Annotated in this window: 21 protein-coding genes, 4 tRNA genes and 2 pseudogenes; 16 read left to right on the plus strand and 11 right to left on the minus strand. The window is 59.9% G+C overall.

The features are described 5' to 3' along the window. Positions 1-155: 155 nt before the first annotated feature. Complete coding sequence (locus tag JTY93_RS08185; protein ID WP_205475565.1) at positions 156-1,163, minus strand: NADP-dependent oxidoreductase; 1,008 nt, start codon at positions 1,161-1,163, stop codon at positions 156-158. A 226-nt stretch (positions 1,164-1,389) separates the two neighbouring features. On the opposite strand from JTY93_RS08185, the gene JTY93_RS08190 reads away from it, so the two are divergent. The 4 genes and pseudogenes from JTY93_RS08190 to JTY93_RS29900 all read left to right on the plus strand — a co-directional run bounded on the left by JTY93_RS08190 (position 1,390) and on the right by JTY93_RS29900 (position 5,834). After that, positions 1,390-2,151: an SDR family oxidoreductase gene (locus JTY93_RS08190; RefSeq protein ID WP_205475564.1), complete on the plus strand. Its 762-nt coding sequence runs from the start codon at positions 1,390-1,392 to the stop codon at positions 2,149-2,151. 204 nt (positions 2,152-2,355) lie between these two features. Beyond that, positions 2,356-3,780: an aminotransferase-like domain-containing protein gene (locus JTY93_RS08195; protein WP_205475563.1), complete on the plus strand. Its 1,425-nt coding sequence runs from the start codon at positions 2,356-2,358 to the stop codon at positions 3,778-3,780. Positions 3,781-4,853: 1,073 nt separating this feature from the next. Continuing rightward, positions 4,854-4,922: pseudogene (locus JTY93_RS29895) on the plus strand (hypothetical protein); the annotation flags it as partial. Between the two features lie 207 nt (positions 4,923-5,129). Next, a complete protein-coding gene (locus JTY93_RS29900) occupies positions 5,130-5,834 on the plus strand; it encodes a methyl-accepting chemotaxis protein (protein ID WP_375373786.1) in 705 nt (234 codons plus the stop codon). A 12-nt stretch (positions 5,835-5,846) separates the two neighbouring features. On the opposite strand, the gene JTY93_RS08205 is transcribed toward JTY93_RS29900, so the two are convergent. Beyond that, complete coding sequence (locus JTY93_RS08205) at positions 5,847-6,659, minus strand: alpha/beta fold hydrolase (RefSeq protein WP_205475561.1); 813 nt, start codon at positions 6,657-6,659, stop codon at positions 5,847-5,849. Positions 6,660-6,782: 123 nt separating this feature from the next. Continuing rightward, positions 6,783-7,553 (minus strand): hypothetical protein, encoded by a 771-nt coding sequence (locus tag JTY93_RS08210; RefSeq protein WP_092234781.1) that lies wholly within the window; start codon positions 7,551-7,553, stop codon positions 6,783-6,785. Positions 7,554-7,911: 358 nt separating this feature from the next. Between JTY93_RS08210 and JTY93_RS08215 the strand changes: the two genes are divergently transcribed. The 4 genes from JTY93_RS08215 to JTY93_RS08230 all read left to right on the plus strand — a co-directional run bounded on the left by JTY93_RS08215 (position 7,912) and on the right by JTY93_RS08230 (position 8,325). Next, a tRNA-Glu gene (locus tag JTY93_RS08215) sits at positions 7,912-7,987 on the plus strand. A gap of 2 nt (positions 7,988-7,989) precedes the next feature. Beyond that, positions 7,990-8,065 (plus strand) — tRNA-Gly (locus JTY93_RS08220). A 105-nt stretch (positions 8,066-8,170) separates the two neighbouring features. Beyond that, positions 8,171-8,246: transfer RNA gene (locus tag JTY93_RS08225), tRNA-Glu, on the plus strand. 3 nt (positions 8,247-8,249) lie between these two features. Then, positions 8,250-8,325: transfer RNA gene (locus JTY93_RS08230), tRNA-Gly, on the plus strand. A gap of 103 nt (positions 8,326-8,428) precedes the next feature. Here the strand turns inward: JTY93_RS08230 and JTY93_RS08235 are convergent. Next, positions 8,429-10,169: pseudogene (locus tag JTY93_RS08235) on the minus strand (dipeptidase). A gap of 155 nt (positions 10,170-10,324) precedes the next feature. Then, the gene (locus JTY93_RS08240) at positions 10,325-10,951 is read right to left on the minus strand and encodes an alanyl-tRNA editing protein (protein WP_205475559.1); all 627 of its coding nucleotides are present in this window, start codon (positions 10,949-10,951) and stop codon (positions 10,325-10,327) included. Positions 10,952-11,041: 90 nt separating this feature from the next. Between JTY93_RS08240 and JTY93_RS08245 the strand changes: the two genes are divergently transcribed. Then, on the plus strand, positions 11,042-11,974 hold the full coding sequence (locus tag JTY93_RS08245; RefSeq protein WP_205475558.1) for a LysR family transcriptional regulator: 933 nt from the start codon (positions 11,042-11,044) through the stop codon (positions 11,972-11,974). A gap of 144 nt (positions 11,975-12,118) precedes the next feature. Here the strand turns inward: JTY93_RS08245 and JTY93_RS08250 are convergent, their stop codons facing one another. Together JTY93_RS08250 and JTY93_RS08255 are read right to left on the minus strand one after the other, a co-directional pair. After that, the gene (locus JTY93_RS08250; RefSeq protein ID WP_099168779.1) at positions 12,119-12,526 is read right to left on the minus strand and encodes a PA2817 family protein; all 408 of its coding nucleotides are present in this window, start codon (positions 12,524-12,526) and stop codon (positions 12,119-12,121) included. Between the two features lie 76 nt (positions 12,527-12,602). Continuing rightward, positions 12,603-15,050: an acyl-CoA dehydrogenase gene (locus JTY93_RS08255; protein ID WP_205475557.1), complete on the minus strand. Its 2,448-nt coding sequence runs from the start codon at positions 15,048-15,050 to the stop codon at positions 12,603-12,605. Between the two features lie 202 nt (positions 15,051-15,252). On the opposite strand from JTY93_RS08255, the gene JTY93_RS08260 reads away from it, so the two are divergent. The 4 genes from JTY93_RS08260 to JTY93_RS08275 all read left to right on the plus strand — a co-directional run bounded on the left by JTY93_RS08260 (position 15,253) and on the right by JTY93_RS08275 (position 18,416). Further along, positions 15,253-15,912, plus strand: a complete 660-nt coding sequence (locus JTY93_RS08260) for a transglutaminase-like domain-containing protein (RefSeq protein ID WP_205475556.1) — start codon at positions 15,253-15,255, stop codon at positions 15,910-15,912. A 43-nt stretch (positions 15,913-15,955) separates the two neighbouring features. Continuing rightward, the gene (locus JTY93_RS08265) at positions 15,956-16,573 is read left to right on the plus strand and encodes a glutathione S-transferase family protein (protein ID WP_205475555.1); all 618 of its coding nucleotides are present in this window, start codon (positions 15,956-15,958) and stop codon (positions 16,571-16,573) included. 134 nt (positions 16,574-16,707) lie between these two features. Beyond that, positions 16,708-17,640 (plus strand): ABC transporter ATP-binding protein, encoded by a 933-nt coding sequence (locus JTY93_RS08270; RefSeq protein WP_169994257.1) that lies wholly within the window; start codon positions 16,708-16,710, stop codon positions 17,638-17,640. Next, entirely contained in the window at positions 17,637-18,416 is a 780-nt protein-coding gene (locus JTY93_RS08275) for an ABC transporter permease (RefSeq protein ID WP_169994254.1), read from the plus strand. The genes JTY93_RS08270 and JTY93_RS08275 overlap by 4 nt, the downstream gene beginning before the upstream one ends. A 92-nt stretch (positions 18,417-18,508) precedes the next feature. On the opposite strand, the gene JTY93_RS08280 is transcribed toward JTY93_RS08275, so the two are convergent. Then, on the minus strand, positions 18,509-19,054 hold the full coding sequence (locus JTY93_RS08280; RefSeq protein WP_205475554.1) for a TetR/AcrR family transcriptional regulator: 546 nt from the start codon (positions 19,052-19,054) through the stop codon (positions 18,509-18,511). Between the two features lie 90 nt (positions 19,055-19,144). Between JTY93_RS08280 and JTY93_RS08285 the strand changes: the two genes are divergently transcribed. The 3 genes from JTY93_RS08285 (at position 19,145) to JTY93_RS08295 (ending at position 23,518) form a co-directional block, all read left to right on the plus strand. Beyond that, positions 19,145-20,329 (plus strand): MFS transporter, encoded by a 1,185-nt coding sequence (locus JTY93_RS08285; RefSeq protein WP_205475553.1) that lies wholly within the window; start codon positions 19,145-19,147, stop codon positions 20,327-20,329. A gap of 92 nt (positions 20,330-20,421) precedes the next feature. Beyond that, on the plus strand, positions 20,422-21,576 hold the full coding sequence (locus tag JTY93_RS08290) for a TDT family transporter (protein ID WP_205475552.1): 1,155 nt from the start codon (positions 20,422-20,424) through the stop codon (positions 21,574-21,576). A 67-nt stretch (positions 21,577-21,643) separates the two neighbouring features. Further along, a complete protein-coding gene (locus JTY93_RS08295; protein WP_205475551.1) occupies positions 21,644-23,518 on the plus strand; it encodes an MFS transporter in 1,875 nt (624 codons plus the stop codon). An 86-nt stretch (positions 23,519-23,604) separates the two neighbouring features. Here the strand turns inward: JTY93_RS08295 and sugE are convergent, their stop codons facing one another. The 3 genes from sugE to rdgC all read right to left on the minus strand — a co-directional run bounded on the left by sugE (position 23,605) and on the right by rdgC (position 26,052). Then, positions 23,605-23,919 carry a quaternary ammonium compound efflux SMR transporter SugE gene (sugE, locus tag JTY93_RS08300; RefSeq protein ID WP_065943540.1) on the minus strand — a complete coding sequence of 105 codons (315 nt, stop codon included), beginning with the start codon at positions 23,917-23,919 and terminating at the stop codon, positions 23,605-23,607. 105 nt (positions 23,920-24,024) lie between these two features. Next, a complete protein-coding gene (locus JTY93_RS08305; RefSeq protein WP_169994242.1) occupies positions 24,025-24,981 on the minus strand; it encodes a bile acid:sodium symporter family protein in 957 nt (318 codons plus the stop codon). 150 nt (positions 24,982-25,131) lie between these two features. Beyond that, complete coding sequence (gene rdgC / locus JTY93_RS08310) at positions 25,132-26,052, minus strand: recombination-associated protein RdgC (RefSeq protein WP_169994239.1); 921 nt, start codon at positions 26,050-26,052, stop codon at positions 25,132-25,134. Between the last annotated feature and the right edge of the window lie 152 nt (positions 26,053-26,204).

Below are 26,204 nucleotides of genomic sequence, written 5' to 3' on the forward strand. Positions count from 1 at the left end.
GCTAAAAATGTGGGAGCTGGCTTGCCTGCGATAGCATCACCTCGTGGTTACTGAAAAACCGAGGTGTCCGCATCGCAGGCAAGCCAGCTCCCACATTGGTTTGTGTTGTGGCAGTTAGCCTTCAGGCCCCAATCCCACCATGGCTCTGTGGTGTGTCAGTTGACCTTCAGCACCAACTTGCCGAAGTTCTCGCCGTTGAACAGCTTCATCAGCGTCTCCGGGAACGTCTCCAGGCCTTCGACAATATCTTCCTTGCTCTTGAGCTTGCCTTGGGCCATCCAGGCGGCCATTTCCTGCCCGGCGGCGGCAAAGTTCGCCGCGTGATCCATCACCACAAACCCTTCCATGCGCGCCCGATTGACCAGCAGTGACAGGTAGTTGGCCGGACCCTTCACGGCTTCCTTATTGTTGTACTGGCTGATGGCTCCGCAAATCACCACCCGCGCCTTCAGCGCGAGGCGGCTGAGTACGGCGTCGAGGATCTCGCCGCCAACGTTGTCGAAATAAACGTCCACACCTTTCGGGCATTCGCGTTTGAGGGCTGCGGGCACGTCTTCACTTTTGTAGTCGATGGCCGCGTCGAACCCCAGTTCATCCACCAAAAACTTGCACTTGTCGGCGCCGCCGGCAATCCCCACCACATGGCAACCCTTGATCTTGGCAATCTGCCCGGCAATGCTGCCTACCGCACCGGCGGCGCCGGAAATCACTACGGTTTCGCCGGCCTTGGGCGCGCCGGTATCGAGCAACGCGAAGTAGGCGGTCATGCCGGTCATGCCTAGCGCAGACAGATAGCGCGGCAGGGGCGCCAGTTTCGGGTCGACCTTGTAGAACCCCCGCGGCTCGCCGAGGAAGTAATCCTGCACGCCCAGGGCACCGTTGACGTAATCGCCTACGGTGAATTTCGGATTGTTCGAGGCAATGACCTGGCCTACGCCCAATGCGCGCATGACTTCACCAATGCCCACCGGCGGGATGTAGGACTTGCCTTCATTCATCCAGCCGCGCATGGCCGGGTCGAGGGACAGGTATTCGTTGCGCACCAGCACCTGGCCGTCGGCGAGGTTGCCCACCGGCACTTCCTGATAGGTAAAGGTGTCCCGCGTGGCCGCGCCGACCGGGCGTTTGGCAAGCAGGAATTGGCGGTTGGTCTGGGCAGTCATGGCAAGGACTCTGGGTAAATGGACCTCAAGTGATAGACCTTCCAGGCGCCAGGAGCAAGTTCGGCTGATCGCTGCGAATGCTCGTCGATAGGCTGGCTTGATAATGGGCGCAGTAGGCTTATCACTGCGACGCATGGGCGCTCAACCGGCCTCCTGATAATGCTGACGCGCGGTGCCGGGCCCTGGCTATGCTGGGCCCACGGGCATTCATCCAAGGATATAAGCAATGAGCATGACGTTTTCCGGCCAGGTCGCCCTGGTCACCGGTGCCGCCAACGGCATTGGCCGCGCCACGGCCGTGGCATTCGCCGCAGAAGGCTTGAAGGTTGTGGTCGCCGACCTCGATGTGGCGGGCGGCGAGGGCACGGTCGCGTTGATCCGCGAGGCAGGCGGCGAAGCCGTGTTCGTGCGCTGTAACGTGACCCTGGAGGCGGATGTACAACAACTGATGCAGCAGGTGTTGCACAGCTATGGCCGCCTGGATTATGCGTTCAACAATGCCGGCATCGAGATTGAACAGGGCAAGCTGGCCGACGGCACCCTGGATGAGTTCGACGCCATCATGGCCGTCAACGTCAAGGGCGTGTGGTTGTGCATGAAGTATCAGTTGCCGTTGCTGTTGGCCCAGGGCGGTGGGGCAATCGTCAATACCGCGTCGGTTGCGGGGTTGGGCGCTGCGCCGAAGATGAGTATTTATGCGGCATCCAAGCATGCGGTGATAGGCCTGACCAAGTCGGCGGCCATTGAGTACGCGAAAAAGAAAATCCGCGTCAACGCAGTGTGCCCGGCGGTGATCGACACTGACATGTTCCGCCGCGCCTATGAAGCCGATCCGCGCAAGGCCGAGTTTGCCGCCGCCATGCATCCGGTCGGGCGCATTGGCACGGTCGCGGAAATCGCCAGCGCAGTGCTGTATCTGTGCAGCGATGGTGCTGCGTTCACCACTGGGCATGCATTGGCCGTGGATGGTGGTGCTACGGCTATTTAGGAATGGCCACCGTGCACGGCTAAGAAATTGATTTGAAGGTCTGTGGGGCGTTTCCGTAGATGGCAAGATGCCCTCGTCCATTGTGTTTCACTAGGTAAATAACTCAATAAAATCAATAATTTAATAAATTTATGAACGGGGCGCCCCTGGCCTTCTGTGCTTAACTGTTTTGAGTTAAATGCCAAACAGTTGAAGGGGTGGCTCATGGATTTAGGGATCAATCGGCAAGCCCTGGTACCGGTGGTTCAGCAAATTGTCAGCGCCATTGCCACATGGATTCGGGAGAGTGGGGTCAGCCCTGGGACGCGCCTGCCTTCCATCCGGCAACTGGCCCATGACAACTTGCTCAGTCAATCCAGTGTGATCGAGGCCCTGGAGCGAATGGTGGCTGAAGGGGTGTTGGCCTCAAGGGCCGGCTCGGGGTTTGTTATCGCCGCGCAACCTGTTGCCAGTACTCCCCTGGGAGAGTGCCAGTGGTATGAAGGGGCGGAACTCCGTTGGGGGGCTTTTACCGATAACCAACTGGGGGAGTTGAAGCTGGGGTGTGGTTGGCTTCCCGATACCTGGCGTGAAAGTGATGACATCAGCTACGCAATCCGCGAAATCAGCCGTACCGACACCGCTGGCGTGTTCAATTACAGCACCCCCCTTGGGTTGCCGGCGTTGCGTGAACAATTGCACAAGCGCCTGACGCAGATCCAGGTGACCACCACCGCCGAGCGGATCCTCACTACCCATGGCGCCAGCCATGCTCAGGACTTGTTGATACGCACCTTGCTCAAGGCTGGCGATACGGTGGTGGTTGAAAGTCCTGGCTACGGAAACCTCTATCGGCAGTTGGCCTTCCACGGCGTCACGATGCTGGAGGTCCCCAGGACCCGCAGTGGCCCGGACATCCAGGCCCTGGAAGCGCTGCTGGTGAGCCACCGTCCAAAGTGCCTGTTCATCCATAGTCTTTACCACAACCCGACCGGCACCAGCCTTTCGCTGGTGGTGGCCGAGCGTCTGCTGCATCTGGCCCATACCCGGGATTTCCTGATTGTCGAGGAGGATGTCTATGGCGACCTGCAGCACGCCTCGTGTATCCGCCTGGCGGCGTTACCCCATGATGATCGGGTGATTTATGTCTCGAGTTTTTCCAAGACCCTGAGCAGCGCGCTACGGGTAGGCTATCTCACCGCCAGTACCGCGCTCATCACCCGTTTGCTCATGCTCAAGACCCTGACCGGTATCGGCACCTCCCGCTTCGCTGAGGCGATGGTGGCGAGCCTGTTGGCCAATGGCACCTACCGCAAATGGGTGCAACGCCTGCGCAGGCGGTTGAGCGCGGAGATGGCCAAGACCCTGCAGGTACTGGAGGACGAAGAGTGGGAGGTCTTTGCGGTGCCCGCAGGCGGTATGTTTGTTTGGGCTCGCCCGCGGGTGGGGGACGGGGCAAGGTTGCACGCAAGGGCCAGGCGGCTTGGGGTCTTATTGTCTTGCGGGGAGTTGTTCAGCCCCGCCGGCGAGCACGCGGACTGGCTGCGGATCAATGTGGCCTATGCCAGCGATCATCGGGCGTTGGCGTTGTTCAAGTCCATGGGGCCTGCGGGATCGACCTCTACCGTCCTGAAAACGACGGATGTGTAGCTTTTTGCCATTATTGTGACGCCAGCGTCTTGTGTTGCGGGGCCTGGGGTTGCGAATCTCGTTGCATGGAACCCGGCATGCTGGCATTCGCCACGCCAAGAGGATTTTGCGCAATGATTTCGGCCGTGCAACGACGATTTGCCAACCTTGGGCTGGCCAGGAAACTGGGGCTGGGGTTTGCCCTGGTATTGCTGTTGACTGCGCTGGTGGCGGCGATTGGCGTGTGGTCCCTGCAGACCGTTGGCCAGCGTTTCGCAGGGCTCAAGGGTATGTCCTCGCTCAATCAGGGGCTGCTGAACGTGCGCCTGATCGAGCAGGAGTACGCGTTGCGCACCGATGCCAAGTCGGTCGAGGCCCTGCACGAACGGGTGGATAGCCTGGTAGCCGAAGCCCTGGCACTCGACATGACCGAGGTCGAGCAAGCCCTGGGCGCCTATCGCAAGGCGTTTGACGAGTTTGTCGAACTGACCCAGGCCAAGGACCTGGCGCTGGAAATGGCCAGTTGGTCGGTGTCCAGTGTCGCCAACAACCTTGATGTCTTGCAGGCCGGCCTGGCCGACGACGGGGCTTATGGCCTCAAAGAAAGCCAGGGCAAGGAGGGCGCTGAGTTTATCGAGCAGGCCGGGCAGGTGGGGCAGGTCTCACGCCTGATGTTGCAGGCCATGAACGAGGCGCGGGTGCGCCTGGATCTGAGCCGCAAGGGTGATGAGGACAATGCCGGGCAAGGCCGTATCGAACAGGCCGATCAGGCCCTGGCCCAGGCTGAGCAACTCAAGACCCTGGTCAAGGATCCCGGCTATCAGACCGTGCTCAACGAAGTGGTCGGGCATATCGGCGCCTTCAGCGAAAAGCTTACCGAATACACCGGCCTGCTTGCCCAGGAGAAGATCGTCTACCAGCAATTGCACGAGCGGGCGGCGCAGGTGGTGTCCCAGGTCAACCAGGCCTATGCCGAGCAGGACCAGTCGATGCAGGCGCAGTTGGCCAAGAGTAGCTGGCTGATCATTGTTTCCTCGGGCCTGGCCTTGTTGGTTGGGGTGATTGCCGCGTGGCTGATTACCCGCTTGATCGTAATGCCGTTGCGCAGCGTGATCGCCGTGGCCCGGCAGATCGCCGCCGGGGATCTCAGCGGGCGCATGGAGGTGAGCCGGCAGGATGAAATGGGCCAGTTGATGCAGGCGATGCAGCAGATGGGCAGCGGCCTGAGTAGCATGGTCAGCGGGTTGCAGGCGGGGATTGAGCAATTGGCCAGCTCGGCGCAGTCGCTGTCCAGCGTGACCGAGCAGACCAATATCGAAGTCAGCAGCCAGAAAGAAGAAACCGAGCAGGTCGCCACTGCCATGAACCAGATGGCCGCCACGGTGCACGATGTGGCCCGCAATGCCGAGCAGGCCGCGCAAGCAGCGCAGACCGCCGACGACAAGGTCGACAGCGGCCAGCAGGTGGTGCGCCAGAGCCTGCAGCGTATCGAGTTGCTGGCCAGTTCGGCGACATCCGCCAGCACCAGCATCGAGAGCCTGAACGCGGAAATCCACAACATTGGCAGCGTGTTGGAGGTGATCAAAAGCGTCGCCGAGCAGACCAACCTGCTGGCGCTCAACGCCGCCATCGAGGCGGCACGCGCTGGCGAGCAAGGACGCGGCTTTGCGGTGGTTGCCGATGAAGTGCGCGCCCTGGCCAGGCGCACCCAGCAATCGACAGAGGAAATCGAACGCCTGGTCAGCACCTTACGCAGTGCCGCGCAGTCTTCAGTGCGGGATATCCAACACAGCGGTGAACTGGTGAAGCTGGCTGTCAGCGATGCCTTGGAAACCGAAAGCGCCTTGGGCAGCATTGCTGCGGCGGTCTCGCTGATCCAACAGATGAACCAGCAGATCGCGGCCGCGGCCGAACAGCAGAGCTCGGTGGCCGAAGAGATCAACCGCAGCGTCACCAGCATCCGCGCCAGTGCCGATCAATCGGCGCTGAGCATGCAGGGTAACGCCGCGTCGAGTATCGAGTTGGCGCAACTGGGGGCGGAGCTCAAGGGCATGGTGGGGCATTTTCGCCTGTGAGCACCCGTCGCCTCAGGCGTGTTCTTCCAGGAACCTGAGCAGCGCCTCGTTGACGAAATCAGGATTTTCCCGGCTGGAGATATGCCCAGCTTTCGGGATCCATATCAGCTTGCAGCCGATCAGATCAGCCATTTCCTGTGCTTCTGCGGGTGGGCGTGGCTGGTCCTCGTCGCCACACATCACCAGTGTCCTATTGGGGTTCAGGCGGGACAAACCTTCGAGCGCACCTTTACGATCGAAGATCAGGCACCCCAGGGGCACGATGCTGTTTCGCAGACGGTCGGGGGGGAGGACGCGCAGGGAATGGCGCAAGTCCTTATACAGCGCAGAGTTGGGGTCGATACCGGGGCGGAAGAAGATCGGCACGATGGTATCCAAAACTTTGCCAGAAATTTCCCCCGCCTGCTCGATTTCGCTGAGCAGCGCAAAGTATGCTTTTTTGGTAGCCTCAGGCTCTGCGCCCAGGTAGGTGTCCATCAGCACCAGGCTATTAACTCGCTCGGGCGCCAGCAACGCCAGCGGGGCGCCCCACATGCCGCCGACTGACAAGCCCACCAGGTTGACCTTGGCAACGCCCAGGTGGTCCAGCAACGCCAGGGCTTGGCGCGCCAGGTCGCCTAGGCTGTGGGTCTGTGCTGGCAGCGGGCCAGAGTCTCCGTGGCCCCACAGCTCTGGCACGATCACGCGGTACTTTTGCGACAGCGCGGCAATCTGCGGGGCCCACATCTGCTGGTCCCACAGGTAGCTATGGCCGAGCAGGACAACAGGGCCAGAACCCTGGTCCACGTAGTGCAAGGGCTGATCATCAATAATGGCGATAGGCATGGCGGGCCTCCTTGGCTAAGTGCAGGAGTGCACTTTTGTATTCGAGTTATAGCAGAGGGAGGTAGAGGCAGGATGATGTCACCGAGCGCAAGAAATGCACTCGGCGACTGAGTACAGGAGGGGTCAATCGTAGATGACTTTCTTTTTCCATTCGGCATCCGCGTCATCGGCTTTCAAGCCTGCGGTCAGTTCATTGACCTCTTCTGCGGTTTGCTGGCTGTTGGTCAGCACCATGGAGTTGGCGCGCGCCAATTGTTTTTCCAGCAGTTGCAGGTGCTGGCTGTAGGTGGCCGGCTCGGGCTGCTTGCGCAGGTACTGCACGCCGCGCTCGAACGCCAGGCGTGCCTGGCCGGGTTGCGCCTGTTGCAACGCGTGTTGGCCCAGATTGTTGAAGAACTCGATGTGTAGCAGCACCAGCAGGTGACGGATCTCGCGGATCCAGTGCTTGGCCTCATTGGTGGGCAAAAAACCGTCCTGGGCGGCGCGGGTGACCTGGCCGTGCAGAGCTTCGAGCAAGAAGCGCACATCCTTGGCCTTGGCTTCGGTCTGGATCGGTCCCGGGGGATTGTTCACCGGGATCGATTCGCCCTGGCCCACCAGCGCTTCAAGTTCGGCAATACGTGCCTTGATGGTGGCGCTGGATTTGTTGAGGTGGAGCATGCGTTGGTTGACGTTCAGTTCCAGGCGGGTGAGTAGCAGCTTGAGCTGCGGCGTCATCAGTTGGCCGGGAAACGTCTCGGTGATCTCGCCACAGCGGCGCAGCCGATCGTTGAGCTCTATCTGGGCCCGGGCCTTTTCCAGTTTGTTGTTTTCCACCACGTGGTTCATGTAGCCAATGGCGATCAGTATTACGATCCCGGCTATTACCAGCAGGGTGATCATGAGTGGTGTCACCGGTGTGACCTCTTTATGGGATGTACGTTTAAGTGTAGTGATTGGCGCATGCGGCGGATAGGACTCTTCGACGAGATGGGTCAGTGCTTTCATCTCTATATGTAGGCATCGTCTGTATAGATGCACATTGCCACCATTCGCGGGGCAGGACTATAACGTCTTGTCGGGCGCCAGAATATAGGCGTCAAAGCCTGGACGGCGAGAAACCCCGGCAGTGCCTGTAAAGCTGGGCGAAGTCATTGATTTAAATAAATTTATCCTTGGGGGTTGACGACCTTTCAATCCATCCATAGAATGCGCGCCACTTACAGCGTAAAGCACACAGCGAAACGCGGTAGGGAGTGAATGTTGTACGTGTGTCCCCTTCGTCTAGTGGCCTAGGACACCGCCCTTTCACGGCGGTAACAGGGGTTCGAGTCCCCTAGGGGACGCCATTGCGGGAATAGCTCAGTTGGTAGAGCACGACCTTGCCAAGGTCGGGGTCGCGAGTTCGAGTCTCGTTTCCCGCTCCATTTTTAAACAGTGTGGCTTTCGGGCGGCACTGAGTGAAACCAGGACCAAGTCTTCGGACAAGGCCTCTGGGCACTGGAATACACACCATGTGTTTCAGTTAGCGTGTCCCCTTCGTCTAGTGGCCTAGGACACCGCCCTTTCACGGCGGTAACAGGGGTTCGAGTCCCCTAGGGGACGCCATTTGCGGGAATAGCTCAGTTGGTAGAGCACGACCTTGCCAAGGTCGGGGTCGCGAGTTCGAGTCTCGTTTCCCGCTCCATATTCAACAAAAACGCCGATCAGAGATGATCGGCGTTTTTGTTTGTCCGGAATTTAAGCCCGCACCCAATGGCCCCGCTGCAACAGCGGGGCCAAGCGTTGGCTCAGAGTTTCGGCAGCTGCCCGATACGCCCCATCATTTCGGTGACAATCTGCAGGTCCAGCAGGAACTGCTCGGTGGTCTTGAACTCGTTGTCGGTGTGCCCGGTGTACTTGACCTCCGGTCGGGCCAGGCCGAATTGCACGCCGTTGGGCAGGTCATGCACCGACGTTGCGCCGGCCGAGGTACCGAACTCTGGCTTCATTCCCAGGTTTTCCGTGGATACGGCCAGCAGCGCCTTGACCCATTCGCCCTCGGGGTTGCGATACATCGGCGCGGCGACCGAGTAATCGAAAGCGGGCGCAATATGGGTCTTTTGGCTCCAGGCGCTGAGCTTGTCGGCGATCTCTTGCTTGAGCGTTTCCGGGGATTTGCCTTTTGGTACCCGCAGGTTGACCGCCAGCTTGAAGGCCTTGTCGTCCATGCCCACAAACGTCAGGGAGGTGGTCAGCGGCCCCATAAACGCGTCGGAAAAGCCCACGCCCAATTTGCCACCCAAGTAATCCAGGCCCCAGTTGTCGGCGGCGTAGCGTGCGGCGTCGGTGATCTCGTTGTGCTTGAGTGCAACCTTGCCGTCCAGGCTGTTGATAAAGACCAGCATTCGCGCCACCGGGTTGATACCGGATTCGGGCTCGGAAGAGTGGGCCGACACCCCGGTAACGGTTAGCTTGACGTCTTTGCCGACGACCTTGGCATCTACTTTGAAATCGCCACCATGGGCCTTGGCGAACGCAACGCCGGCCTGCTGAAGGTTGGCGGCCAACTCGGCAGGGTTTGTCGCTGCGCAATGTGGCCACTGATGCCGAAGGAATCTGGTTGGTCGCCAGGCCGCCGGTCATGGCGATGATTTCGGCGCCCTTGCCATCGGCCTTGCGCTTGGCAAAGGTCGCCGTGACCGTGCCATAACCTTTCTCGGCGATGACGACCGGGTAGCCGCCATCCAGTGCTAGGTTGTAGTTCGGCGTTGGGTTGTGTTCAAAGTAGTAGGGGATGGCGTCGCCGGTGGTTTCTTCGGTGGTGTCCACCAGTAACTTGAAATTGCGTGCCAGTGGCAGGTTTTCTTCCTTGATCACCTTCATCGCATACAGCGTTACCACGATACCGTTCTTGTCATCTTCGGTGCCGCGGCCATACATGCGATCGCCAATCAGTGTGACCTTGAACGGGTCGAGGCGCGTGCCGTCGGCCAGGACCCAGTTTTCCGGGGTCACCGGTACCACGTCGGCGTGGGCGTGAATGCCGACCACTTGATCGCCGGCACCTTCCAGGGAAATTTCGTAGACGCGATCATCGACATTGCGAAAGTTCAGGTTGAAGGACTGCGCCAGGGCCTTGATTTTTTCGGCAATCTTTTTGAATTCGGGGTTGTCGTGCTGGGCAACACCCTCAACCTGGAAGGTCGGGATGGCCACCAACTCGCGCAGGGTTTCGGTGGCGGCTGCACCGTATTTCACCCGGGCATAGAGGCCTAGCAGGCGATGGATATCGTTCTGTTGCTCGGCGGTCAGCGTCTTGTTGTCGAGAAAGACAGTGATGGCCGGGCCAAGATTGGCGGATTTCGCCACGTCGCTTTTGCCTAGGTTGCCGAGGAATGTACGGAAGTCCTTGATCGAGGCGTCATTCAGAGTTTTGAGAATAGTCGCGCTCTGTTGCGGGTTGATGCTGGCGACGGCAGACACGCTAATTGAAGACAGGCTGGCGACCATCAGGGTGGCGGCGGCCAAGTGCTTGAGGGAGAAGTCCATTGCTGGGGCATTCCTTTGCAGGCGGTGAGTAGGATGTTTCCGATTTTTATGTCGGAAACATTTTCACACACTAGCACCACCCACACGCCGGAGGGGAGCCCTCCGGCAGGGTGATGTCCTATCTCAATAAGAAAACGCCGCCCGCCATCAGTCTGTCAGTCCAGGCTGTAGCGCACCGACAGCGTGCCCTTTTTCTCCGACAGGCCGAGGATCGTGACCTGCCCGACTTGCGCGAGGGCTTGTACGTGAGTGCCGCCGCAGGCGTAGGGCGGCAGGTCACCAAAACCGACTTCCCTGGTGTCGCCGTCCAGCGTCATATGGCGTGGCAGGTCGGTGCCGATCCATTGGTTGACCTGTTCCTGCAAGGCATCAGCTTGCATGTCTTGGGCCGATTCCCCACGGATAAAACTGATCTTGCCTTCACCGGGCCAGTGGTGGGCCTTGATCGGCATCCAGCCCAGGGTTTCACCAGCATTGCCGATCAAGTGCCCGGCAGAATGCAGGCGTGTATGCAGGGTGCGACGTTGGCCGTCGACCCGCGCTTGCACGGGCCCAAGTGCGACGGGCTGGTCAACGTAGTGCACGATGCGCTCTGCTTCCTGCACCACTTTCAACACGTTGCTGTCTCCCAGCCTGCCCGTATCAAAGGGCTGGCCGCCACCTTGGGGGTGGAAAATGGTGGACTGCAGGACCACCGCAAACTGCTGCTCAACGGGCGTGCACTCCAGCACATCAACATCGGCAACCAGGTGGTCATGGGTAAAAAACAGGCGCTGGGTCATCGTCTACATCCGTATCAGGGTTCTACGCAGCAGTATAAGTAGTGCGTCAATGAGTGATAATCCGCTGAAATCTCAATGGACTTGTGCGTCATGAGCATCAATCTTCCTTTGCCGCTGCTGGGCGAAATGGCGATTTTCGTCAAAGTGGTGGAAGCCGGCAGCTTCTCTGAGGCGGCACGCCAACTGGGGGCTTCGCCATCGGCGGTGAGTCGCAGCATCTCGCGGCTGGAAAAGGCCCTGGCTACGCGGCTGTTGCAACGCACCACACGCAAATTGCGCTTGAGCGAAGGTGGCGAAGAAGTCTTCAAACGCTGCCAGGAGATGGTCAATGCGGCGCGCTCTGTGATGGAAGTCAGTGGCCAGTACACCCACGAGGCCGAAGGGCTGGTGCGTGTCAGCGTGCCCAAGGCAGTGGGGCGGTTTGTGGTGCATCCGCATATGCCGGAGTTTCTGCGGCGTTATCCCAAGGTCGATGTGCAGTTGATCCTCGAAGATCGGCAGGTGGATTTGATTGATGACAATGTCGACCTGAGCATCCGTATCACCGATAGCCCGCCGCCAGGGTTGGTAGGGCGCCAGTTACTGCCTATCGAGCATCTGCTGTGTGCCACGCCGCAGTATCTGGCTGCCCATGGCACGCCGCTGCATCCCCATGACTTGCTGGAGCACAGTTGTATCTACCTGGGCGAAACCCCCGGGGATGCGCGCTGGAAATTCCGCCAGGCTGGCAAGACAGTGACGGTGGGCGTGCGCGGTCGCTATGCGGCCAATCACACCGGGGTACGGTTGGATGCAGTGCTGCAGGATGTGGGGATTGGCAGCCTGCCGTATTTCACTGCTCGGCATGCCTTGGAGGAGGGGCGGTTGGTGCAGGTGCTGGCGCAATGGGATTTCATTGCCTCGTACCATGGGGATGCCTGGTTGCTGCATTCACCCACGCGGTACCTGCCGCCGAAACTGCGGGTGTTTATCGATTATCTGGTGGAGTGCATGGCCAGGGAGCCGACATTGCGCCGGCGGTAGGGGCACGGTCGAAAATGTGGGAGCGGGCTTGCCCGCGATGGCTGAGTGTCAGTCGATACATTGGTTGACTGATACACCGCTATCGCGGGCAAGCCCGCTCCCACACAAGCCCGCTCTCACATTTGATATTCAGTGTGTTCGGGATCAGTGCTTGGGCTGGTCGTTGGACATGGCCAGCAATTGCTTTTCCTGGTTCCAGTCGAACGGCTCGTCATTCTGTTCGGCTTCGAAGCGGCGTTCTTCCAGGGCTTGGTACAGGTCCAGTTCATCGTCAGGCATGAAGTGCAGGCAGTCACCGCCGAAGAACCAGAGCAAGTCGCGCGGTACCAGATGGGCAATCTGCGGGTAGCGCAGGATGACCTGGCTCATCATGTCCTGGCCCAGGTATTGGCTTTCGATCGGGTCGATGGGCAGCATGGCCCGCAGCTCATCAAAGCGTTCCAGGAACAAAGCGTGGCTTTCCTCGGGAACCTGTTCGGCTTCGCCGACGGCAACCAGGATACTGCGCAGGTGGTCGAGCAAGACGAGATGATCGGCAACGACGTTGGACACGAGAGTAAGTCCTCAAAAGCAAAAACGGGCGCGAGAGTATATAGCTCTCGCGCCCGCTTTTATATGACCGCCGGTATCAGCGGACTCGGCCAGGTGCCTGGGCCAACTCCTCTTTGCTGAAGTCATCCACGTCGATCACCTTGCGCCGCGCAGCTTCCGCGTCCCGCAGGGTTTGTGCTTCAGCCGGTTGCAGCACGCCAGCTTCCAGTGCGGCATCGATGGCGTGTTCCCCGGCCCGTGGCTTGACCTGCCCGCTCTTGAGGGCGGCGTGCAGTGTTTTTTGCAACGGATGGCTGGCACCCAGCAGGTCGTAGGCATGTTGCAGCGCGCCGACCGGGTCTTCCGCCGACTGTGGACGGTAGCAGCCTGCCAGCAGCTCTTCGAGGGTCGGATCGCCCTTGGCGCGTCCAATCACCGCCGCGACTTCGGCGTCCAGTGCATCGGATGGGCCTTTATGGCGGCGACCGAACGGGAACACGATGACCCGCATCAGGCAGCCCAGCACTTTGTTGGGGAAGTTGCTGAGCAACTCATCCAGCGCGCGCTCCGACTGGCCAAGGCTTTCTTCCATGGCCCAGGCAAACAGCGGCTCCAGATGGTCCGGGGAGTCGAGGTCGTGGTAACGCTTGAGCGCCGCCGAGGCCAGGTACATATGACTGAGCACATCCCCGAGCCGTGCCGACAGGCGTTCGCGACGTTTCAACTCGCCCCCCAGCAGCATCATGCTCAGGTCCGCCAGCAGGGCAAATGCTGCGGCTTGGCGATTGAGCGCGCGGAAGTAGCCCTGGCTCAAACGGTTGCCCGGAGCTTTTTCGAAATGGCCCAGACCCAGGTTCAACACCAGGGTGCTGGCGGCGTTGCTTACGGCAAAGCCGATATGCTGCATCAACAGGCCATCGAACTCCTTGAGTGCCTGGTCGCGGTCTTCACGACCGGCCAGGGCCATTTCCTTGAGCACGAACGGGTGGCAGCGGATCGCGCCCTGGCCGAAGATCATCAGGTTGCGCGACAGGATATTCGCACCTTCCACAGTGATGAAAATCGGCGCCCCTTGCCAACTGCGGCCCAGATAGTTGTTGGGGCCCATGATGATGCCCTTACCGCCGTGCACGTCCATGGCGTGGCTGATGCATTCGCGGCCGCGTTCGGTCAGGTGGTACTTGAGGATCGCCGAGAGCACCGAGGGTTTTTCCCCCAGGTCGACGGCATTGGCGGTGAGCATTCGCGCGCTGTCCATCAGCCAGGCATTGCCGCCGATACGGGCCAGGGCTTCCTGGATGCCTTCGAAGGCGGAAAGTGGCACGTTGAACTGCTCGCGCACCTGGGCGTACTGGCCAGTCACCAGGCTGGTGAACTTGGCCGCACCAGTGCCCACCGCCGGCAGGGAAATCGAACGGCCAACCGACAGGCAGTTCATCAGCATCATCCAGCCCTTGCCGAGCATCTCCTGGCCGCCGATCAGGAAGTCCAGGGGAATGAATACGTCTTTGCCGGAGTTGGGGCCGTTCATGAACGCGGCGCCCAGGGGTAGGTGACGGCGTCCGATTTCCACGCCAGGGGTGTCGGTTGGGATCAGCGCCAGACTGATGCCCAAGTCTTCTTCGTCACCCAGCAGGTGATCCGGGTCATGGGCCTTGAAGGCCAGGCCGAGCAGGGTCGCGACCGGCCCCAGGGTGATATAGCGTTTTTCCCAGTTCAGGCGCAGGCCGAGGGTTTCCTTGCCTTCCCATTCGCCTTTGCAGATCACCCCGGTGTCGGGCATCGCGCCGGCATCGGAACCGGCCAGCGGGCCAGTCAGGGCAAAGCACGGAATATCATCGCCACGGGCCAGGCGTGGCAGGTAGTGGTTGCGTTGTTCGTCGGTGCCGTAGTGCAGCAGCAGTTCGGCCGGGCCCAGGGAGTTGGGGACCATCACGGTGGAGGCGAGGTCGCCGCTGCGGGTTGCCAGTTTCATTGCAACCTGGGAGTGGGCGTAGGCCGAAAAGCCCTTGCCACCGAACTCCTTGGGAATGATCAGGGCAAAGAAGCCATGTTGCTTGATATGGTCCCAGGCCGCCGCCGGCAGGTCCATGGCCTGGCCGATTTCCCAGTCGGTGACCATGGCGCACAGCTCTTCGGTGGGGCCGTCGATAAAGGCCTGTTCTTCTTCGGTCAATTGCGCCTTGGGGTAGGCCAGCAACTTGTCCCAGTCGGGGCGACCGCTGAACAGTTCGCCGTCCCACCACACGGTACCGGCGTCGATGGCATCGCGCTCGGTCTCGGACATTGGCGGCAAGACTTTCTGGAACCAGTTGAACAGCGGTGCGGTGAAATACTGGCGGCGCAGGTCGGGCAGCAGCAGCGGTGCGGCGATTGCCGCCAGCAGGACCCAGAACACCAGCAGCAGCCAGCCCGGTGCATGGCTGAAGGCGCCCATCGCCAACAGATAGACGGCGACCACACCCAGGGCGGGCAGGGGCGCGGTGCGACGGTGTGCCAGGTAGGCAATGCCGAGCACCAGAACCAGTATCCACAACAACAGCATATTCAATCCTCCGTGAAACCAGGGGCAGAAACACCCTCAGAGCTTAGCCGGCATCCGGCAAAGCGGTGCCTGAGGGTGTTACGTGGTGTGGCGGGAAATGCTCTCCAGTCACAGGCAGCAGGCGCCGACATTTGGCCGAATCGTCGTTATCCCTCGGTCGGGCCTGTGGTTAGACTCCAGGCTCGCCTCGGAGAAAATCCCCATGAATGCGTACTTGAGTCCCAGCCGCTTCATCGATAGTGACCACCCTGCGGTGGTGGAGTTCGCCGAAAAAAATCGCGGTTCAAGCCGCGATCCCCGTGACCAGGCAGTCAGTCTGTATTACGCCGTGCGCGAAGCGGTGCGCTACAACCCTTACACCTTCAGCCGCGATCCGCAAACCCTGGCAGGCAGTTACGCGCTGGCCACCGGGCAGAGTTATTGCGTGCCCAAGGCCACCCTGCTGGCCGCTTGCGCCCGGCATTGCGGCATAGCGTCGCGTATTGGCCTGGCGGACGTGCGTAATCATTTATCGACGCCGCGCCTGATCGAGTTGCTCAAGAGTGATGTGTTCGCCATGCATGGCTACACCGAACTGTATCTGCACGGGCGCTGGGTCAAGGCCACGCCAGCGTTCAACAGCCAACTGTGCGAATTGTTCGATGTGCCACCCCTGGATTTTGACGGAATCAACGACAGCGTGTTCCACCCATTCAACCGCCAGGGACAGCGCTCCATGGAGTACGTGCTGGACCATGGGCAATTTGCCGAGGTGCCCGAGGAATTCTTCTTTGCCCACCTTGAGAAATGTTACCCGCACCTGTTTGGCGAGCAGTCGCCGCAATTGCTAGGCGATATGCAGAGCGATTTGAGTCGCGGCTGAACCGGCGTATGCTGCTGCGGCATTCATCCACTGGGAGGCGGTCATGCTGAAGATCTGGGGTCGTAAAAATTCATCAAACGTCAGGAAGGCACTGTGGTGCGCCGAGGAACTCGGCCTGGACTATGAGGCAATTGATGCGGGCGGGGCCTTTGGCGTGGTCGATACGCCGCAATATCGGGCGTTGAACCCTAACGGCCGGGTGCCAATGATTGAGGACGGCGAGTTCGTGTTGTGGGAGTCCAACACCATCGTGCGTTACCTCTGCGCCAAACAGGCATCGAGCTGGTACCCCACGGATCTACAGGCGCGAGCCAACGCCGAGAAGTGGATGGATTGGACCACTTCGACCTTTGCCGAACCGTTCAAGACGGTGTTCTGGGGCATTCTGCGGACCCCGGCCGAGCAACAGAACTGGGACAACATCCATGCCGGGCGCAAGGCATGTATCGAGGTGTTGAACACCGTGGACCAGGCCCTGGCCGAGCAGCCTTACCTGTCCGGTACCGACATCGGCATGGGTGATATTCCCTTGGGCAGCTTTATTTACGCCTGGTTCGAGATGCCGATCGAACGCCCGGCGATGCCCCATCTGGAGGCGTGGTACCAGCGTTTGCAGCAACGTCCGGCCTATCAAAAAGCGGTTATGACCGCGTTGACTTAATACTGACTATTAATACAGGTGACTGTACTTGTGCGGCGCGGGCAAGCACCATGCTTGCCGTGCGCCGCAGTTGTATTACTTAGCGCACGCCCTTATCTATTCTTTCTATTCCCTTCCTTGGTGCGTAATCCGATATGAGTTCCGCTCTGTCCATCCGGCAGCTAACCAAAACCTACGGCAACGGTTTCCAGGCCCTGAGTGGTATCGATCTGGATGTCGCCGAAGGTGATTTTTTCGCATTGCTCGGCCCCAACGGTGCCGGCAAATCCACCACCATCGGCATTCTGTCGACCCTGGTCAACAAGACCAGTGGCACGGTGAGTATCTTTGGCCATGACCTGGATAAATCCCCGGCCGCGCTCAAGCGCAGCATTGGCGTGGTACCCCAGGAGTTCAACTTCAACCAGTTTGAAAAGACCTTCGATATCGTGGTGACCCAGGCCGGTTACTATGGCATCCCGCCGAAGATCGCCAAGGAGCGCGCCGAGCAGTACCTGACCCAGTTGGGGTTGTGGGACAAGCGCGACGTGCCATCACGTTCCCTGTCCGGCGGCATGAAGCGGCGCCTGATGATCGCCCGTGCCCTGGTGCACGAGCCACGCCTGCTGATCCTCGACGAACCGACGGCGGGGGTGGACATTGAGTTACGTCGCTCGATGTGGACCTTTCTCACCGAACTGAACCAGAAAGGCATCACCATCATCCTCACCACCCATTACCTGGAAGAGGCTGAACAGTTGTGCCGCAACATCGGCATCATCGACCACGGCACCATTGTCGAGAACACCAGCATGCGCAACCTGCTGGGCCAGTTGCATGTGGAGACGTTCCTGCTGGACCTTAAGAACAACCTGTCGGTGCCGCCGCAGTTGATTGGCTACCCGACCCGCCTGGTAGACAGCCATACGCTGGAAGTCCAGGTTGATAAAGCCGTGGGCATCACCGCGCTGTTCAGCCAGTTGGCTTTGCAGAATATTGAAGTGTTGAGCCTGCGTAACAAAACCAATCGCCTTGAGGAGTTGTTCGTGTCCCTGGTGGAGAAGAATCTGGCGAAGGTGGCGGTATGAATTCCGAGTTCCGACCCAACCTGGTAGCGCTCAATACCATCGTCTACCGCGAAGTGAAGCGCTTTATGCGCATCTGGCCACAGACCTTGCTGCCACCTGCGATCACCATGGTCCTGTACTTCGTGATCTTCGGGAACCTGATCGGCCGGCAGATTGGCGATATGGGTGGCTTCACTTACATGGAGTACATCGTGCCGGGGCTGATCATGATGTCGGTGATCACCAACTCCTACGGCAACGTGGTGTCGAGTTTCTTTGGCAGCAAGTTCCAGCGTTCCATTGAGGAATTGATGGTCTCGCCGGTATCGCCACACACCATCCTGATCGGCTACACCCTGGGCGGCGTTCTGCGTGGCTTGATGGTCGGGGCGATTGTGACGGTGCTGTCGATGTTCTTCACCGACCTGCAGGTGCATCACCTGGGCGTGACTATCCTGGTGGTGGTACTGACGGCGACAATCTTCTCGCTGCTGGGCTTTATCAACGCAGTGTTTGCGCGCAACTTCGATGATATCTCGATCATCCCGACCTTTGTGCTGACCCCGCTGACTTACCTGGGCGGTGTGTTTTATTCGATCACCTTGCTGCCGCCCTTCTGGCAGACCGTGTCGATGGCCAACCCGGTGCTGCATATGGTCAATGCCTTTCGCTACGGGATCCTCGGGGTTTCGGATATCAAGATCAGCGTGGCGATCACCTTCATGATCGTGGCGACAGTGGTGTTGTATATCGGCTGCGCGCGGTTGCTGGTGAGCGGGCGCGGGATGCGTACCTAAGCAAGGTCTAAAAATGTGGGAGCGGGCTTGTGTGGGAGCGGGCAAGCCCGCTCCTACACAAACCTGCTCCCACATTTGGATTTGTGTTTATCTCAGGGCTGCAGGGCGATTTCGATCAGTTCATACAGTTCTTCGACCCGCATCGGTGCAGCGCCAAACAAAATCCGAAACACCGTCGGCGCCGCCAGCAGATTGATCAGCCGATCTACGCTGGGCAATGCCTGGCCGCTAGCCTGGTAACGATCCAGGATCACCTGCAACTGCCCGCCCAGAATGGTTACGCAATACCCCGGCGTCTGGCTGGACTGCACGTCGCGCATCATGTTGCGCCCCGGTTCCGAACTCATCTCGTCCAGGTACTGCTCGGCCCAGGCTTGCAGGTCGCCGCGCAGGCTGCCGGTGTTGGCCGGCTCGCTGTCCGGGCGCATGCGCGCCAAGGCGACGTCGGCGAGCAGGGCGGCGAGGTCGCCCCAGCGCCGGTAAATGGTCGACGGCGTGACCCCTGCACGTGCGGCGATTTGCGGCACGGTCACGCTGGCGCGCTCTTGCTCCTGTAGCAACTGGCGCACCGCCGAATGAACTGATTCTTGTACCCGGGCACTACGGCCCCCCGGGCGAAGGCCTTCTTTAATCGCCATGCCAAAACCTTAACACAAAGAATTTGCTTTAAGCGCGACCCAGTAGCACACTGCACAAAAGCAAAATATTAGCTTTAGCGGAGCGTGCCCATGCCCAGCGTCACTTCTCACCGTTCCAGCCTGGTGTTCCTGGCGATCACCTTGCTGACGTTTCTCGCCGCCTCCAGCGCGCCGACGCCGTTGTATCACCTTTACCAGGAGGGCCTGCAGTTTTCCGCCGGCATCTTGACCCTGATCTTCGGCGTCTATGCCTTGAGCCTGCTGGCGGCCTTGTTGACCGTCGGTTCGCTTTCGGATCACCTGGGGCGCAAGCCGGTGATCTTTGTCGCGCTGATCCTGAATATGCTGGCGATGCTGCTGTTTATCCATGCAGACAGTGTCGCCTGGCTGATCGCTGCCCGCACCTTGCAGGGTTTCGCCACGGGCATGGCCACCGCCGTACTCGGTGCCGCCTTGTTGGATACCGACCGCCAGCAGGGCCCGCTGGTCAACAGTGTCGCGCCGTTGCTGGGCATGGCTTGTGGCGCCATGGGCAGCAGTTTACTGGTGGAGTTCGCGCCGCTGCCGACCCAGTTGATCTATTGGGCCTTGTTAGCGCTGATGGTGTTGCAGAGCCTGTATGTCTGGCGCCTGCCGGAAAGCGTCAGCCCCATCCCTGGCGCGCTCGCCTCGCTATGGCCGACCCTGCATGTGCCGCCCCAGGCGCGTCGGGCCTTGTGGCTGTCGCTGCCGGTGGATATCGCCGTGTGGGCCATGGGCGGTTTCTATTTGTCGCTGGCGCCGTCGCTGGTAAGGGCGGCGACCGGGTCGACATCCAACCTGATCGGTGGCGGCCTGGTCGCGGTGTTGACCTTGAGCGGTGCGGTGATGATTTTCAGCCTGCGCAATCGCCCGGCAGACAAGGTACTGCGCCTGGGGGCCGGTCTGTTGGCCGGGGGCGTCGCACTGATCCTTGGTGCGGTCCACAGCGCTAGCCTGAGCTTGTTTTTCTTCGCCACGCTGGTGGCCGGCAGCGGATTTGGTGCAGGTTTTCTCGGCGCGCTGCGCAGCGTAGTTCCCCTGGCCTTGCCCCATGAGCGGGCCGGGCTGATGTCGGCGTTCTACGTCCTCAGTTACCTGGCGTTCTGCCTGCCGACCCTGTTGGCGGGTAACCTGACCCGCAGTTTTGGTTTGATCGCTACTACTGACGGCTACGGTGCGGTGCTGATCGTATTGTCGCTCGGGGCCTTGATTGGCTTGATGACGCAAGCATCGGCCAAAGCCGTATATAGGTAAAACAGATAACAGTTAGAGATATTACCCGTTATATAGATATTCGTTGTGCTTCTATCATGGGCTCAACCTCATACGAGGAAGAGGATTGAGCCATGACCTGCCCCAATAGCATCACCCCCAGTTACAAACCGTTCAGCCATTTGGCCGCCCCTAGGGAAGTGATTCGCCAGTTCACCCCCAACTGGTTCGCCGCCACCATGGGCACCGGCGTGCTGGCGTTGGCCCTGGCGCAATTGCCGGTGCAACTGCCGGGTGTCTATGCCGTCGCCGAAGGGCTGTGGTTGCTGACGATATTCCTGTTTGTGTTGTTCAGCGCCTTGTACGCCGCGCGCTGGGTGATGTTCTACGACGAAGCGCGGCGAATTTTCGGACACTCCACGGTCTCGATGTTCTTCGGCACCATCCCCATGGGCCTGGCAACCATCATCAACGGCCTGCTGCTGTTTGGCCTGCCGCGCTGGGGCGAGGGCGTGGTGCAATTGGCCGAAGCCCTGTGGTGGCTGGACGTGGCCATGGCCCTGGCGTGCGGGGTGCTGATCCCGTTCATGATGTTTACCCGCCAGGAACACAGCATCGACCAGATGACCGCCGTTTGGCTGCTGCCAGTGGTGGCTGCCGAAGTCGCCGCCGCCAGTGGTGGCCTGCTGGCGCCGCACCTCGTCGACGCCCATTCGCAACTGGTGATGCTGGTGACCAGCTACGTGCTCTGGGCATTTTCCCTGCCAGTTGCATTCAGCATTCTGACGATCCTGATGCTGCGCATGGCCCTGCATAAACTGCCCCACGCCAATATGGCCGCGTCGAGCTGGCTGGCCCTTGGCCCGATCGGCACCGGTGCCCTGGGTATGTTGCTGCTGGGCCAGGACGCGCCGGCCATCTTCGCCGCCAATGGTTTTGCCGGGATCGGTGAGATTGCCGCAGGCCTGGGGCTGGTGGCCGGGATCACCTTGTGGGGGCTGGGGCTGTGGTGGATGTTGATCGCGGTGCTGATCACCCTGCGTTACCTGCGCGCCGGTATTCCATTCAACCTGGGCTGGTGGGGCTTTACCTTCCCGTTGGGCGTGTATGCCCTGACCACCTTGAAACTGGGCAGCACCTTGCACCTGGCATTTTTCAGCGTGACCGGTAGCGTGCTGGTCGCCGCCCTGGCGCTGATGTGGCTGGTTGTCAGCAAGCGCACGGTGCAGGGTGCCTATAAAGGCGAGCTGTTTGTTTCACCGTGCATTGCAGGATTGGGGAATAAGTAAGCAGGATTAGGTAAAGTCGTGGCCTGAAAAATCAATAAAGCCTTCAGGCCACGCAGGAACACGGACGATGAGTCACCCCTCGCAATTCACCTTGCTGCGCAAACGGCGCTTTCTGCCGTTCTTCATCACCCAGTCCCTGGGCGCGTTCAACGACAATATCTTCAAGCAGTCGTTGATCCTCGCCATTCTCTACAAGCTGGCCATCGAGGGCGACCGCTCGATCTGGGTCAACCTCTGCGCCTTGTTGTTTATCCTGCCGTTCTTCCTGTTCTCGGCCCTGGCCGGGCAGTTTGGCGAGAAATTCAACAAGGATGCGTTGATCCGCGCGATCAAGATCGGCGAGATCGTGATCATGGCCGTCGGCGCCGTGGGCTTTATGACCAACCACCTGGAACTGATGCTGCTGGCGCTGTTTGCCATGGGCACCCATTCAGCGCTGTTTGGCCCGGTGAAGTACTCGATCATGCCGCAAGCCTTGCACGAAGAGGAATTGGTCGGCGGTAACGGCCTGGTGGAAATGGGCACGTTCCTGGCCATTCTCGCCGGGACCATCGGGGCCGGGGTCATGATGTCCTCTACCGACTACGCGCCTGTGGTCTCCACCGCGATTGTGGTGATTGCGGTCCTGGGCTACCTGGCCAGCCGGGGTATCCCACGCGCAGCGGCGTCCAGTCCAGAGATGCGCCTGGACTGGAATATCTTCAGCCAATCCTGGGCCACCTTGCGCCTGGGCCTGGGACAAACGCCGGCCGTGTCGCGCTCGATTGTCGGCAACTCGTGGTTCTGGTTTGTCGGGGCGATCTACCTCACGCAAATCCCGGCCTACGCCAAAGAGTGGCTGTATGGCGATGAGACTGTCGTCACTTTGATCCTCACGGTGTTCTCGGTCGGTATCGCGTTGGGCTCGATGCTCTGCGAGAAACTTTCCGGGCGGAAGGTGGAAATCGGCCTGGTGCCCTTCGGATCGTTCGGCTTGACGGTGTTTGGCCTGTTGCTGTGGTGGCATTCCGGCGGCTTCCCTCAAAACGTCCAGGCCAATGACTGGCTGACGGTGTTGAGTTACAGCCAGGCCTGGTGGGTGTTGATCGATATCCTTGGCCTGGGGGTGTTTGGCGGTTTCTACATCGTGCCGCTGTATGCCTTGATCCAGTCACGCACGGCTGAAAACGAACGGGCGCGGGTGATTGCCGCCAACAACATTCTCAATGCGCTGTTCATGGTGGTCTCGGCGATTGTCACCATCGTGCTGTTGAGCGTGGCCAAGCTGTCGATCCCTGAGCTGTTTCTGGTGGTGTCGCTGCTTAATATCGCGGTCAACACCTACATCTTCAGGATCGTGCCCGAGTTCACCATGCGCTTCATGATCTGGCTGCTCGGCCACTCCATGTACCGCGTGGAGCATCGCGACCTGCAACACATCCCGGACGAAGGCGCGGCGTTGCTGGTGTGCAACCATGTGTCGTTTGTCGATGCATTGCTGATTGGTGGCGCGGTGCGTCGCCCGATTCGCTTTGTGATGTATTACAAGATCTACCGTTTGCCGGTGCTTAACTTTATCTTCCGCACGGCAGGGACGATTCCGATTGCCGGGCGCCATGAAGACCTGGAGATCTACGAAAAGGCCTTCCAGCGTATCAGCCAATACCTGAAGGACGGCGAGTTGGTATGCATCTTCCCGGAAGGCAAATTGACCGCCGACGGTGAGATGAACGAGTTCAAGAGTGGGGTGACGCGGATACTCGAGGAAACCCCGGTGCCGGTGATTCCCATGGCGTTGCAGGGGTTGTGGGGGAGCTTTTTCAGCCGCGATCCGAACAAGGGCATCTTTCACCGGATCTGGTCGCGGGTAACGTTGGTGGCGGGGCCGCCGTTGACGGTGGAGCAGGCGACGCCAGAAGCCTTGCAGGAACAAGTGCTGGCATTGCGTGGCACGACCCTGTAGGAGTCCGGCTTGCCGGCGATGGCGTCCGCAAATCCATTACGGGATTCAAGGGCCTCATCGCCGGCAAGCCGGCTCCTACAACAGCATCAGGCGCTGATCTTGAGACCAATCAGCCCGGCAATGATCAGCGCTACGCTGGCCAGCCGGAACAGCGCCATGGACTCCCCAAACAGGATAATCCCGGCAATCACCGTGCCCACTGCACCGACCCCAGTCCAGATGGCATAGGCGGTACCCAGCGGTAATTCCTTCATGGCCAGCCCCAGCAGGCCGAGGCTGACGGCCATGGCCGCAATCGTCAGGGCGGTGGGTAGCGGCTTGCTGAAACCGTCGGTGTATTTCAGGCCGACGGCCCAGCCAACTTCAAACAGTCCGGCGAAAAACAGAATGACCCAGGACATAAAGACCTTCCTTTTAGAAGTGGGGTCGTCCCCGGATTGAATGCTCAACGCGTCGCGGGGTCGTCCCCGCGAAGGTTGGTAGAGTGCCGAAAAGCCAGGACCCGATCAAGTTTCGGCGAGGGCCTTGCGATCTTCCTTCTCGCTCATCCGGCGGAAATACGTCGACAACAACGCCCCGGAAATATTGTGCCAGACACTGAACAGCGCACTGGGCACCGCCGCCAGCGGTGAGAAGTGCGCACTGGCCAGTGCGGCCCCCAGCCCCGAGTTCTGCATGCCTACTTCCAGCGCCAGGGACTTGCGTTGAGCCAGCGGCAGCTTGAACACGCGGGCGGTGAAGTAACCGAGCAAGTAGCCGAAGCTGTTGTGCAGCATCACCACCGCCATGATCAGCAGGCCCGATTCGGCAATCTTCGCCTGGCTCGCCGCGACCACGGCCGCGACGATAATCACGATGCTGACCACTGAGATCAGCGGCAACACCTCGATGGCATGCCGCACGCGCTCACCCAGCAGACGTTGCGCCAATACACCCAGCACGATAGGCAGCAACACCATTTGCAGGATCGACCAGAACAGCTCCATGAACGACACCGGTAGCCATGCCGAAGCCAGCAGCCAAATCAGCATCGGCGTCAGCAGAGGGGCGAGGAGGGTGGTGATCGAAGAGATGGCCACTGACAGCGCCAAGTCGCCACGGCCCAGCCAAGTCATGACGTTGGAAGAGGTGCCGCTAGGACAGCAGCCAACCAGAATAACGCCGACAGCGATTTCCGCTGGCAAGTTGAAGGTCTGGCACAGCAGCCAGGCCACGCTGGGCATGATCACAAATTGCGCGACCACGCCCAGGGCCACCCGCCATGGATGTCGCGACACCTCGGCGAAATCTTCAACTTTGAGGGTCAGGCCCATGCCAAACATCACCAGGCCCAGCAGCGGCACAATGGCGCTTTTCAGGCCGATAAACCAGCTGGGCTGAAGGAACGCGACCACGGCAAAGATCAGCACCCAGTAGGCGAAGGTATTGCCGACGAAACGGCTCAAGGCGGCGAGTGCGCGCATGGTGATGTCCTTATTATTAGAGTGCTGGGAGTGGTAACCCAATCAACTGTAGGAGCAGGCTTGCCTGCGATGGCGGTGGATCAGCCGACAACTTTACAACTGACCTGCCGCTTTCGCAGGCAAGCCAGCTCCCACATTGACCGTGCCCGCTTAGATACCTTGCGGGGTCTCTTCACCGCCCAATGCTTCGACCAACGCCGGCAGGAAGTCGCCAAAGGTCAGCATCATCAGGGTGAAGCTGGCATCCAGTTGGCCCAAGGCTTCGTCGCCGCCGTCCTGTTCGGCCTGGTCTTGCAGCAGGTCTTCGAACTTCAGGCGCTTGACGGTCATTTTGTCATCGAGCATGAACGACAGCTTGTCCTGCCAGGCCAGGGACAGCTGGGTCACGACTTTGCCGGTGCTCAGGTGCAGTTGGATTTCTTCGCCGGTCAGGTCCTGGCGCTTGCAGCGCACGATGCCGCCGTCTTCGTGGGTGTCGCGCAGTTCGCATTCGTCGAGGACGAAGAAGTCATCGGCTGGCTTCTGGGTGGTGACCCAGTCGGTCATGATGGCGGTTGGCGCGGTTTTTACGGTCAGCGGACGTACCGGCAGGGTGCCGATCACTTCCCGCAGGGTCGACAGCAGGTCTTCGGCGCGCTTGGGGCTGGCCGAGTTCACCAGGATCAGGCCCTGTTTAGGCGCGATGGCAGCAAAGGTCGACGAACGACGGATAAAGGCGCGTGGCAGGAAGGCCTGGATGATTTCATCCTTGATCTGATCCCGTTCCTTTTTGTAGACCTTGCGCATTTGCTCGGCTTCGATCTCTTCGACCTTTTCCTTTACTGCATCACGCACCACGCTGCCCGGCAGGATACGTTCTTCCTTGCGCGCAGCGATCAGCAGGAAGTCACCGCTGACGTGCACCAGGGGCGCGTCTTCACCTTTACCAAAAGGCGCGACGAAACCGTAAGTGGTCAACTCCTGGCTTGCACAAGGGCGCGCCGGTTTGGTGGCCATTGCAGTTTCCAACGCCTCGGCATCAACAGGCAGATCTTGGGTCAGGCGATAGATAAGCAGGTTCTTGAACCACATGGGGTGAGTCTCTCCTTTATACAAAGTGGGGCATTATTCTCTTGATAAGGCCTGAGGCCAACCCTGCCTAAGCCATTGGAAGGGCTGAAAAAAAAGATTTAAGAAAGTGCTTGCCAGACTTATGGTCGCTCCGTAGAATGCGCGCCACACCG

Origin of the sequence: Pseudomonas hygromyciniae (genome assembly GCF_016925675.1) — a bacterium.
In the GTDB taxonomy this organism is placed as follows: Bacteria; Pseudomonadota; Gammaproteobacteria; order Pseudomonadales; family Pseudomonadaceae; genus Aquipseudomonas; species Aquipseudomonas hygromyciniae.